Genomic DNA, 11,486 nt, shown 5'->3' on the forward strand with positions numbered 1-11,486 from the left:
TTCAGAAATTTCGCGCCGAAAACCTGGCCTGAAGCTTTCACTCCGGCCTCCTGCCTGGACTTTGCTCGCCAAGGCTCTCGTCAATCGCGATCGAGAAGTTCCGCCGGCAATCGGAATTCGACCGTTTCTTCGCGGCCGTCGATCGTCGAGACTTCGACCGGTCCTCGCCGGCTGAGCCATGCGACGACCCCCCGCACAAGTTCCTCCGGCGCGGAGGCCCCCGCCGTCACGCCGATGGATCGCGCGCCTTCGAGCCATTCCTCGCGCAATTCGCTGGCGTCGGCGATCAGATAGCTCGGCAGGCCCATTTCGGCGCCGATCTCGCGAAGCCGGTTGGAATTGGAGCTGTTCGCCGCGCCGACGACGAGGATGACATCGACCTGGGCGCAAAGCGCGCGCACCGCCAGTTGCCGGTTTTGCGTGGCGTAACAAATGTCGCGCGTGTCCGGACCGGTCAGGTCTGGGAATCGGCGGCGCAGGGCGGCGATGATCGCCGCCGTGTCGTCGACGCTCAACGTCGTCTGGGTGATATAGCTGACAGGCGCATCGGGCGGGATGTCGAGCTTTTCGACGTCCTGTTCGGTCTGGACCAGACAGACCGGCGCTGCGATCTGTCCGAGCGTGCCCTCGACTTCCGGATGCCCCGCATGGCCAATCAGCACCAGGCTGCGCCCCTGCGCCACATAGCGCCGACCCTGGTTGTGGACCTTGGCGACGAGCGGACAGGTGGCGTTATGCACGATCAACGGCCGCGCCGCCGCCTCCTCCTCGACTCGCCTGGCGACGCCATGCGCGCTCAAAATCGCCACCGAACCATCCGGAATGTCGGAAATTTCCTCGACGAACTGCGCGCCCTTGGCTTTCAGGCTGTCGACGACATGCTTGTTGTGGACGATCTCATGCCGGACGTAGACCGGCGCCTGATGTTTCTCCAAGGCGCGATCGACGATCTCGATGGCGCGGACCACGCCGGCGCAGAAGCCGCGCGGCTGCGCCAGCACGACCCGCAGCGCCCGGCTGGAGACTCGCACCGGCGCCGGCTCCCCTGAAAGCGGCTTTCTGGCGACTGCGCGCGTTGAACGCTTCGGCCGGCCGGGCAGGCGCCGGTCGCGGTTGAGCGCGACCAGCGCCTGGTTCACAATGCCCGCTGCGTCGAGGCCGGCGGCCGCATACATGGCGGAGCTGTCGTCTTGCGGCTGAAAAATATCCGGCAGGACCATCGGCCGGACTTTCAAGCCGTTTTCGAGCCGGCCCTGGTGGGCGAGCGTCTGCAGGACATGCGACCCGAAGCCGCCGATCGAGCCTTCCTCTATGGTGATCAGGACCTCGTGCTGATCGGCCAGCTGCAGAGCCAATTCGACGTCGAGCGGCTTGGCGAAACGCGCATCGGCGACCGTCGTGGAGATCCCCTGCTTTTCCAGCTCCGCCGCCGCCTTCAGGCACTCGTCGAGGCGGGCGCCGAAGGACAGCAGAGCGACGGTCTCGCCCTGCCGGACGATGCGTCCCTTGCCGATCTCCAGCGCAACGCCGGTCTCGGGCAAGGCCACGCCCACGCCTTCGCCGCGCGGGTAGCGCAGCGCGCAAGGGCGGTCGTTTATGGAAGCCGCCGTGGCCACCATGTGAACGAGTTCGGCCTCGTCGGCCGCCGCCATGATCGCCATTCCGGGCAGGCAGCCCAGATAGGCGACGTCGAAGGAACCCGCATGGGTCGGTCCATCGGCGCCGACGAGACCAGCGCGGTCGATCATGAAGCGCACCGGCAGCGATTGCAGCGCCACGTCATGAACCACCTGATCGTAGGCGCGCTGCAAGAAGGTCGAATAGATGGCGCAGAAAGGCTTGAACCCTTCGGCGGCGAGACCGGCGGCGAAAGTAACGGCATGCTGTTCAGCTATGCCGACATCGAACATCCGCGAGGGATGGGCCTTTGCGAAAAGATCGAGGCCGGTTCCAGCCGGCATGGCGGCGGTGATTGCGACGATTTTGCTGTCCTTCGCCGCCTCCTTGATCAGGCTTTCGGCAAAGACCTTGGTATAGCTCGGCGCCCGCGCCGGGGGCTTGAACTGGGCGCCTGTGGCGATATCGAATTTGACGACGCCATGACCCTTGTCCGCGGCGGTCTCGGCCGGGCCGTAACCCTTGCCCTTTTCGGTCAGGACATGCAGCAGTATCGGCCCGTTCTCCGCGTCGCGCAATTGGCGCAGCACGGGGACCAGCATGTCGAGGTCGTGGCCGTCGATCGGCCCGACATAGCGAAAGCCCAGATGCTCGAACAGGGTTTCGGCCCTCGTCTTTCTATCGCTGCCGGCGGCCATGTCGGCGTCTTGCAGCTGCCGCTCGACCTCGGCGAGAGAGCGGACGCCGTTCGCCGCCGACAAAGCCGAAAGATGGTCGGTCATCGCGCCGACAGCCGGCGAAATCGACATGCCATTGTGGTTGACGATGACGATGAGCCGGCTGGCGTCGGCGCCGGCGTTGTTGAGCGCCTCATAGGCCATGCCCGCCGATAGCGAACCGTCGCCGATCACAGCTATGACATGATGCGCCTTGCCGCTCAGGTCGCGCGCCTTCGCCATGCCGAACGCCGCGGAGATGGACGTCGACGCGTGGGCGGCGCCGAAAGGATCATATTCGCTTTCGCTTCGCTTGGTGAAGCCGGACAGGCCGCCGCCGGAACGCAATGTGTGAATGCGGTCGCGCCGCCCGGTGACGATCTTGTGGGGATAGGCCTGGTGACCGACATCCCAGACAACGCGGTCGTGCGGCGTGTCGAAAACCGCATGCAGAGCCACGGTCAGTTCGACGACGCCCAGCCCCGATCCGAGATGGCCTCCAGCCACCGAAACCGCTTGAATCGTTTCCCGCCTTACTTCGTCGGCGATGCGTCGCAACTCGCCGACGCCGCGGGTCTTGAGGTCATGTGGCAGCCGGACCGTGTCCAGCAGCGGGCTTGCGGCTTGGGGCGCATTGTCGCCGCCCGCGTCACAAGATAAAAAAGTTTCGTCGAGGCGGAGCCCAAATTCTTGCATTTTAATCTCCCCGTCGCTGGAAACTAAAGCTCGCTATGTTCAGTTCCGCGACGGCGCTTGTTAGTGGCGCCTAAATGACAGCAACGGCGCGACTAATGGGTCAGCACGACGCTTACGCTGGCTACGTCGCCAGTGCTTGGCCGTAACGTGTAGAATTCCTTTCGGCCGGACGTCCGCAGCGAAAAGGCTGCGGTGAAGCCCTGCCCCGAAACGGCGCCGCTCAAATGGCCGCCTTCGACCCTGCCAGCCAAGGCCCCCTGCACCCCGCGCGTAGTTTCCTGCCATTCGCCGCGCACACGGCCGCCCTCGGCGACGGCGTTGGCGCGGATGTCGAAGCGATAATTGTCGCTGGCGCAAACCATCGATTGCGTCATAGCGGCGCCGCCTTGCGAAACGGCGCCGTTGACGCGGCAGGAGATGCGCTCGCGGACGCCGTCGCGCGAAACCACTTCGCCAACGCCGCGCGATGCGCCGGCGAAAGGATCGAAAGCTCCGGCGGCGGCCGCGGCGTGGCTCCATAACACGGCGCCACTGGCGGCTAGACCAAAGGCCGCGACGAACCTCTTCAGCATGTGTTCATCGCGAGACATGCGAAATTTCGGCACGATTATCTCCCTTGAGAATGTTTCGCGTTGAGACCTCTGACTGGCTTTGCCGGCGTCCAGCCGGCGGCGTGCGACGCGCCAGACGCATCAGGAAAGTGATCGTCGGGCGCAGGATCAACAGGTCGGCGACAAGCGCGGCGAGCATTGCGAAGGCGCTGAGCCAACCGAACAGCTTCAGCATCGGCAGGTTCGAGAAAGCCAGCGCTTCGAGGCCGCAGGCGAGCACGAACGTCGTCAGGATCAGCGCCGGGCCGATCAGCACCGTCGAACGCTCCACGGCGATGGCGGGGTCGGCGTCCGGGCGATCTTCGGCCCACATGCGATTGAGGAAATGGATCGTCGCGCTGAGTCCGAGGCCGAACGATACGGTCAAGGCGACGATGCTGGCGAACTGGAGACCGTCGCCCATGGCGCGCAACAAGGAGCCCGCAGCAAGGATCGGGAAAAGACCCGCCGGCAATATGGCCAGCATCACCGGAACGGAACGGAAAGCGAGGCCGATGAAAATCGCCAGAAAGGCGAACTCCACCGTCAGCCCGCGATTGAGCTTGTTGATCATGCTGGCGCTGTTGCGCGCCGCGATCACCGACAGACCGGTCGGGGCGATTTCATAACCCGGATGGGCGGCGCGTATGGCGTCGAGCCGCTTGTTCAATTGCTGGACGATCGGCAGCAGCTTCGCCGAATCCTTGTCCGGCGCGCGCCCCGAAACGATCACCGAATCCTGGTCCCGCGAGACGAAGCGACGGACCAGGAATCTCGGCAATAGTTCGAGATATTGGCGGAGCGTGGCGACATCGGGCTTGCCGAGCTTTTCCGCGAGCCAGCGGCGCAGGGTCTCGATCGACCAGACATTGCCAAGGCCCGGCTGTGTCTCCATGGCTCGATGCACCTCGCCGATCACGGCCAGGGTCTCGGGCGAATAAAGACTGGCGCCCGGCGGGAATTTGATCAGCACGTCGATGGGGTTGGCGCCCGTCAATTTGGCGTCGAGCTGGCCGCTGGCGCGCATCGCCTGTTGCTGATCGGGCACCTGGTCGGCCAGGCGATAGCGCGGCTGCAAACCTGAATAGACAAAGGCGAGAGCCGTGACCACCAACAGGCCGATGGCGCTGTTGAGGGCGGGCCGACGCACCATGCGAAGGGCTACGAAATCGCAGAAGGCCCGCAGCGCGCGAACGCCGGTGTCGGCGCCGCGGATGGTGGCGACGAAGGAAGCCTGTTTCGGCGCCAGCAACGTCCCAAGCAGAGGAACCAGAGAAAGCACCGTGACCAGGGCGACAACCGTCGAAATGAAGCCCGCTTCGCCGAAGGCGCGGATCAGGTCCGAATCCGAAAACAAAAGGCCTAGCAGCGACAGCCCGGCGGTGGCGTGTGTCAGCACGCAGGCCGGTCCTACGACGAGCAAGGCGTTGCGAAAGGCGCTGGCGCGGTCTTCGCCCGCCATCATCCGGTCGCGCGCCGCAAAGGTCAGCTGCATGCTGTCGGAAAAACTGATCACCATGATCAGCGGCGTCATGACATTCAGGAACATGTTGAGCCGGAAGCCGAGCCAGCCCAGCACGCCGAGCGAGAATAAAATGGCCAGCAGCGGCGGCGCGGCGGCGACGATCATGAAGGACACGCGCCGGAAAAACAGGATGGCTATGACGCAGCCGGCCAGAAATCCGATGCCGTTATATAATAGCCGGTCGCGTTCCAGAGCCTTGCGAATCTCCAGCTGCATGACCGGCACGCCGGACAGTTGCGCCGTCAAAGGCGCTCCTTCCAGATCGTCGGTCATTGTGCGGCGGATCTCGGCGATCGCTGTGTCGAGATCGCCGCTTTCGACGACTTTCGGTTCGAGCGACAGCACGACGAGCGCAAGCCGGCCATCGTCCGAGACAAGCTTGCCTCTGATGAGTTCGTTGCTTCTCACCTTGTCTATAAGTTTCTGGTAACTGGCCCCTTCGGGCAGCGGATCCGGAAACAGCGGCGTCGGCAGGCCGGCGCCCTCGGATGGCTGACGCGCCGAGAACATCGAGATCACGCCGCGCGCGCCATCGATCAATTGCAGGTCCGTGACCAGATTTCGCAATTTCTCGACCGACGCGCGCTCCAGCAGCGCTTTGCCTTCGACGACGACGAGCACATCATATTCACTGGAGGGAAAATCGTGCGAAACCTGCTCGAATTGGTGAAATTCAGGAGTTTCCGAGCGAAACAGCTGGCTCAGCGAATCGTCGATCCTGATGCGCAGCAAGCCGAGTATCGCGGCGATGGTCAGGAGCGCTATCACGGCGATCGAGAGCGCTGGCTTGATCAGGGCGATGAGGCCCAGCCGCTCGATGCCCAGCGCGATGCGTAGCTTCGACGGTTCGCTCGACGAACCTGGCCCAGTTCCCGCTGGTTCGGAAATTCGATCAGCGTCTCTTTCCCGATCCCTCATGCGATCCTCGAGCACCCCGATCCCGGCTCGTCCGGACAAGAGAGAATGCAAGAGGCAAGGATAGGTTCCTTGCGCCGGCAAAGCTTAAATCAGCATCCGCGGAAGCTTTTGGCCATGGGCGGTTCGGGTTGAATAGGGGCAGGCGCGCCGGCAAAGCAGCCGCGCATCTCAATTTGCCTCGGGTCTCACAAGGGCGCCGGCTCGCGAAGCCTTCGCCGCTCCATAAACTCCTCGTCGGTCAGGCGCGCGTCGTAGATCGAGCGCGGGTCGATGGTGCGGGCGACCAAAGTGGCGACGGCTACGGCGACCAGCATGGGGACGATGAACGCGCGATCACGCCCTGTCATTTCAATCATGAGAACGACCGCCGAGATCGGCCCCTGGGTCGTCGCCGCAAGCAATGCCCCAGCGCCGGCGATGGCAAAGAGGCCCAGCGGCGCGCCCGGCCAGATCGATGTCCAGCCATAGCCTAACACGCCGCCAAGCAAGGCGCCGAACGTCAACGAGGGCGTAAAAAGGCCGCCAGGCGCACCGCTGCCCAGACACATGAAAGTCGCCAGCGGCTTCAGCACGAGCAACGCCAGCAGGAGTTTCGGCGCAACTGCGCCATCGAACGCCAATTGGGCCAGGTCTTTGCCATTGCCCAACAATTGCGGAAAGGCGATCGAGACCAATCCAAGGAGTCCGAACGCCATTAGCGGCGCGATCAACCGGAGCCGGCCCTTGGGCCTGTTCCGATCCGCCAGCGCGATCAGGCGCACGTAGCCGACCGAAGCAATGCCGATCACCGGTCCGGCCACCAGGGCCCATAGAATGGCCGAAGCAGAATTGGCCTCCTCCGCGACGCGATAGAGCGGCGCGTTTGGAATAACCAGCCACGCCACCATTGTCGCGATCAAGGACGCCGTGAGCGCCGGAAGCACAAAACGTAGCGCCAGAGCGCCCCGGAGCACCTCAAGCGCGAATAATGCTCCGCCGAGAGGCACGCCATACACTGCCGACATTCCAGCTCCTGCCCCGCAAGCCACGAGCAATTTGCGCTGCTCGTCGGAAAAGCCAGCGCAATCCGACAAAGCATTGGCGATCACAGCGCCCGTCTGTTTCGGCGCTCCCTCCCGTCCGAGAGAGGCGCCCATCGCGACGATGATCACAGACAGAAACGCGCTGCCCAGCGTTCGCAACGGCGGAAGCCGGCCGGCGGCGAACCAGAGCGCGGTCGTGATCTCGATGGAATTGGCGCCCGATAGATTCACGAGCACGATTTGCGCCAGTCCAGTCAGCAGGCCCGCGCCGAGGAGAACGAAAACATGCCGCGATGGGCTAGCTGCAGTCGCCGCAGGAAGAAGGCCGTCCGCTGACGGCCAGGCCAGATGCTGCACCTGCGTCAGCAGCAAGGTCAGCGCCGCAGCGCTGGCGCCCGCGCCGATCCCCGTAAGAACGACGGCCAGCCAGAAGCGCGCGGCTCCCGGTTTGGTCAGAGTGGCGGGGACATGGCCTTGCGCGGCGTCGACAGCTCCTTTCGCAGACTTTTGGTCGGGCCCTTGCATTTGCGCGTCCGTTTCCCCTGGCCCAGTTTTTAAACAGGCATGCGCGTCGCAAATTTCAAACGAAGATCACGGCGATAGCCGTAATGGCCGCGATCCAGACCGTCTCCAGCACCATGAGGGCAATCGGCTTCCACCCGACCGCTGCAAGGTCTTTGAAAGACGTTTTCATGCCGAGCGCCGCGATTGCCGTGACGAGGCTCCAGCGAGACGCGTCATTGGCGACATCGGTTGTCATTTTGGACAACAGGCCGGCGCTGTTCAGCGCCACGAGGACGGCGAAGCCGACCAGGAAAAGCGGAAGGTTCACCTTCGCGTGGCTCTGACCGCCCTTCGCCCGGCGACTGACGAAGAAGGCGATGGAGAAAACCACCGGCAACAACATGCTGACCCGCAGCAGCTTGACGTAAGTGGCCACGTCGCCGGTCTCGGGCGAGATCGAATATCCCGCACCGACCACCTGGGCCACATCATGAATGGTCCCGCCAAGAAAAATGCCGGCATGAATGTGATCGAAGCCAAGCACCGTCACGAACAAGGGATAAATGATCATGGCGATGGTGGACAGCAGCGTCACCGTCACCACGGTCAGAATCGTGTCCCGTTCGCTTTCAGACGTGCGTGGCAATACCGAAGCGATCGCGAGCGCCGCGGAGGCGCCGCAAATTCCTACGGCGCCGCCAGACAGCACGCCAAAGGATCGACTGAGACCGAGCATTCGGGCTGCGAAAGCGCCGAGGGCGATGGTGCTGATGATGGCGACCACGACAGTCGCGATCGGCATCGCTCCCAGTTGCAATATCTGATGGGCGGTAATGCGCGCGCCGAGCAAGGCGACGCCGACCCGAAGCACGGCCTTCGACGAGAACTCGATCCCGGCGACGCAGCGGCCCTCCTCGTAAAGGAAGTGAAAGGTCATCCCGAAAAGAAGGGCGAACAACATCACCGGAGAGTGATACTGCTGAGACAACCAGGTGGCGGCCAGAGCGATCGTGCCAGCCACCAGCAGACCCGGATAAATACGGTGGAAAAACGCGCGCCATTCCGCCGGATGGGACTGAGCTGACGATTCGATCGCCGCCAGGCCCTCCATTCCGTCATAGGACTGAAAGATTGCGTGCGCCGAGGCGGTGTCCGTATCAAGATCAGAACTCATGACGCCTCAATGTTGCTCGGCCGGTAAAAAGCCAATCTGTAACATATAACTTTAGACAGCCGAACGTCGCGGCGAAATGACGGGCGTCATGCGATTCACCCGTTATTCCAACTACGAACCCCGGCGAATGGATGGACGTCAAGCGATTAAACGACGCGGCCGAAGAGGCCAGCGAATTTCTAAAGGCTCTCGCAGCCCCGGGACGATTGCGTGTGCTGTGCTTGCTCGCCGCTGGCGAACGTTCCGTGACGGCCATCGCCGAGGCAATGGGCGCCCCGCAACCGACTGTGTCGCGCCATCTCACCCTGTTGAAAAAAGACGGGATCGTAGCTTCGCGCAGCAGCGGCGCGACGCGCTTTTACCGCCTCGCGGATGTCCGCGTCGAAAAGCTCATGAGTGTTCTGTCTGATTGTTTTTGTGAAGAAAAGCTTCACCCATGACCATCGACAGCGATCGGCGTCAGCACCAGCTTGCCTGATCCGGATTCGGTTCGCGTAGAAGCTCTTGAATATTGGCTTCGATAATTCGGTAGCCGACATTGCCAAAAAGCTTCTGGCGTCCCTCGTTCAGGATCATCGTCGGGCTGCCCTGCACGCCGACCTTCTCCGCTTCCTTGTAGTCCGCGGAAAGGGCGGCATGGGCGCGACCGTCGTCTAGATAATTCTGTGCGACCGCCATGTCCAACCCAAGTTCCACACCAATCTCGTGATGAATCTCACGTCGTGAAACGTCGAGTCCTTCAACGAAAAACGCCTCTCGAATCACCCGGAGCGTTTGGGCGAATGTTCCCGGCTGGTATTGGCCGTCCAATTCCCCGCTCTCCACGGCTTTCAGAAAAAGGTGCGGCGACAGCGAAGAGGCAGGCCGTACTTTGCGCCATAGGTCCGGATGCAGGGTCAATTCCGGAAATGCTTGGCTCGCGTGCTGCGCATGATCCGCAAAGCCATCGAAGCCGCCTTTGCTCTGCCAGGCGGTGGCGATCTTGCCCGGAACATCGCCAAAGACGGGGCAAAAACGAAATTGGAACTCGACCTGATCGCCGAATGTGCGCCGGACCTCCGCCAGACGCGGCTCGGCGAAGAACGCCCAGACGCAAAGCACATCGGAAAAATGAGTTATCTTGATGGGGCGCACGCCTCAGACCTTTTTACTCGATTCAAAGGACGACATTTCCGCCAAACATCGCCATGGCGGTGGCTCAAGACCCAGCACGAGGCCCTTGCACGTCACGTCCAATTTCATAAGCTTCTTGCAACTTTGAAAGCCTCGAAGGGAACCGGCTGATGAGCGGAACAGATTTCGGCGTGTGGCGGCCCATCGCCACAGCACCAAGGGATGGCGCGCGGATTTTAGTGGTTATTCGCCCCTCGGAGCAAGGGGCGGGCGAAGTCGACGTCGTCAAATGGGGACGTCCGCAGCATTCGAGCGACGACTGCTGGATCGCGGTGGATTCGGATGCGGAATGCCAGTTCGTCTATACCGATACGGAGTTGGTGTTCTGGATGCCGCTGCCGACGAATTTTTCGACGCGCCGCGCTGATCTTTCGGATGCCGATTTGCCTGAGCCGCCGTTCCTGAGCGAGGACAGCGGATCGGGCATTTAGCCATGCCGCCGCGAATTGGTCCCTCGCTAATCGATTGCAATCGTCGCGGAAAGCGGGACCAACCATGTTGTGGAAGCGGGCCACGCTGACAGATGCCGTTGGTCAATTTATAAAGGACCGCTTTTCGCCGTCGATTGCCGCTCAGATGCGAGGAAATTCAATGTCGCCAATGAAGTTCGCACCAATGTTATTGTTTTGCCTTCCTTTCATGGCGGCATCGCCTTCGCTGGCTCAACAACCTGCGCCAAAGCCCGCGATCCGAATTGACGTGCCTGTGGCCCCCAAGGCGTCGAAGGTCGTTTTCAACATGGATCATGTGGCTTTCGCTGGCGACCAGTCGATCGGCCTGAGGCAGATGCAATCAATGATCCAGGCGTACAAGGAAGAGAATACGCCGCTTGAAATCATCGCTGTTTTCCATGGCGCCGCCGGCTATATGATGTTGAATGACGAGGCCTACGATCGGGCGCGAACGTCCGGAACGGGCAACCCTTACAAGCAACAGATCGTCGCGCTGCAAAAACAGGGCGTACAGTTCGAGGAATGCGTCCATACCGCCGAGGCAAAAGGCTGGACCAACTCCAATCTGCTTCCGGGCGTAAAAGTCAACGGGGGCGCCGTCCTGCGTCTGGTGCAACTGATGCAGGACGGATTTGTGCAACTCCAGCCGTGAACTTCGCACTCAAGCCAATGAACACGCCTGCGCCTTCGAGGCGGTGAAGAAAACTGATTCGAGCCAATGCCGATCTCCCCGGACGAGAGACGGCGCTTGGTCACGAGTCAGGAGCTTGACTCGCTACCCCAACATAACCCGTTGATTGTGGCTCGAAAATTCCCGTCGGAACGAAAGTGGTAGCGGAGGAGGGCTTCAGTTGGGTCGAAATACTCGATTTTCCGCAGTTCTCGATCCGGGTTCCTCTGGTCGCCGGGTGACGGGCGGGCTGTGGCGCGAGGAGGGTTTGCCCTCGGCCATCTGCGGCTGATCTGGTTGGGGATGGCTTGATGGGTTCCGAGGGGCCGAGTTTGGGGGCTGAGGTCATGCGGCTCGGACTCCATGACGTGGCGGTAAATTTTCAATCACGAGTGCGCAGTCCTTGTGATCCGGGCTCGCGCCCGTATG

At 62.2% G+C, this 11,486-nt stretch carries 9 protein-coding genes; 3 read left to right on the plus strand and 6 right to left on the minus strand.

Features of this window, described 5'->3' with window-relative positions; all coding sequences use genetic code 11:
* Positions 1–80: 80 nt before the first annotated feature.
* From dxs to ACLP2E_RS02105, 5 genes are all read right to left on the minus strand, one after another.
* Positions 81–3,029 (minus strand): 1-deoxy-D-xylulose-5-phosphate synthase, encoded by a 2,949-nt coding sequence (dxs, locus tag ACLP2E_RS02085; protein ID WP_442465009.1) that lies wholly within the window; start codon positions 3,027–3,029, stop codon positions 81–83.
* Positions 3,030–3,121: 92 nt separating this feature from the next.
* Positions 3,122–3,619 (minus strand): hypothetical protein, encoded by a 498-nt coding sequence (locus tag ACLP2E_RS02090; RefSeq protein ID WP_442465014.1) that lies wholly within the window; start codon positions 3,617–3,619, stop codon positions 3,122–3,124.
* Positions 3,606–6,062 (minus strand): efflux RND transporter permease subunit, encoded by a 2,457-nt coding sequence (locus ACLP2E_RS02095; RefSeq protein ID WP_442465010.1) that lies wholly within the window; start codon positions 6,060–6,062, stop codon positions 3,606–3,608. The genes ACLP2E_RS02090 and ACLP2E_RS02095 overlap by 14 nt, the downstream gene beginning before the upstream one ends.
* Before the next feature lie 185 nt (positions 6,063–6,247).
* Entirely contained in the window at positions 6,248–7,609 is a 1,362-nt protein-coding gene (locus ACLP2E_RS02100; protein WP_442461230.1) for a chloride channel protein, read from the minus strand.
* Between the two features lie 55 nt (positions 7,610–7,664).
* A complete protein-coding gene (locus tag ACLP2E_RS02105; protein WP_442465011.1) occupies positions 7,665–8,699 on the minus strand; it encodes a YeiH family protein in 1,035 nt (344 codons plus the stop codon).
* Positions 8,700–8,893: 194 nt separating this feature from the next.
* Here ACLP2E_RS02105 and ACLP2E_RS02110 point away from each other — a divergent pair, with 194 nt between their 5' ends.
* Entirely contained in the window at positions 8,894–9,202 is a 309-nt protein-coding gene (locus ACLP2E_RS02110) for an ArsR/SmtB family transcription factor (RefSeq protein ID WP_442461228.1), read from the plus strand.
* A gap of 19 nt (positions 9,203–9,221) precedes the next feature.
* On the opposite strand, the gene ACLP2E_RS02115 is transcribed toward ACLP2E_RS02110, so the two are convergent.
* Entirely contained in the window at positions 9,222–9,896 is a 675-nt protein-coding gene (locus tag ACLP2E_RS02115; protein ID WP_442461227.1) for a DsbA family oxidoreductase, read from the minus strand.
* Positions 9,897–10,045: 149 nt separating this feature from the next.
* Here ACLP2E_RS02115 and ACLP2E_RS02120 point away from each other — a divergent pair, with 149 nt between their 5' ends.
* Positions 10,046–10,366, plus strand: a complete 321-nt coding sequence (locus ACLP2E_RS02120; RefSeq protein ID WP_442461226.1) for a hypothetical protein — start codon at positions 10,046–10,048, stop codon at positions 10,364–10,366.
* 64 nt (positions 10,367–10,430) lie between these two features.
* Positions 10,431–11,039 carry a DsrE family protein gene (locus ACLP2E_RS02125; protein WP_442465012.1) on the plus strand — a complete coding sequence of 203 codons (609 nt, stop codon included), beginning with the start codon at positions 10,431–10,433 and terminating at the stop codon, positions 11,037–11,039.
* Positions 11,040–11,486 lie beyond the last annotated feature (447 nt).

The sequence above is a fragment of the Rhodoblastus sp. genome (genome assembly GCF_052145335.1).
Classification (GTDB): Bacteria; Pseudomonadota; Alphaproteobacteria; order Rhizobiales; family Beijerinckiaceae; genus Rhodoblastus.

Excerpts from the sequence above, each read along its gene's own strand:
- dxs (WP_442465009.1), bottom strand. The coding sequence starts at position 3,029 with ATGCAAGAATTTGGGCTCCGCCTCGACGAAACTTTTTTATCTTGTGAC.
- ACLP2E_RS02090 (WP_442465014.1), bottom strand. The coding sequence starts at position 3,619 with ATGTCTCGCGATGAACACATGCTGAAGAGGTTCGTCGCGGCCTTTGGT.
- ACLP2E_RS02095 (WP_442465010.1), bottom strand. The coding sequence starts at position 6,062 with ATGAGGGATCGGGAAAGAGACGCTGATCGAATTTCCGAACCAGCGGGA.
- ACLP2E_RS02100 (WP_442461230.1), bottom strand. The coding sequence starts at position 7,609 with ATGCAAGGGCCCGACCAAAAGTCTGCGAAAGGAGCTGTCGACGCCGCG.
- ACLP2E_RS02105 (WP_442465011.1), bottom strand. The coding sequence starts at position 8,699 with ATGGAGGGCCTGGCGGCGATCGAATCGTCAGCTCAGTCCCATCCGGCG.
- ACLP2E_RS02110 (WP_442461228.1), top strand. The coding sequence starts at position 8,894 with ATGGACGTCAAGCGATTAAACGACGCGGCCGAAGAGGCCAGCGAATTT.
- ACLP2E_RS02120 (WP_442461226.1), top strand. The coding sequence starts at position 10,046 with ATGAGCGGAACAGATTTCGGCGTGTGGCGGCCCATCGCCACAGCACCA.
- ACLP2E_RS02125 (WP_442465012.1), top strand. The coding sequence starts at position 10,431 with ATGTTGTGGAAGCGGGCCACGCTGACAGATGCCGTTGGTCAATTTATA.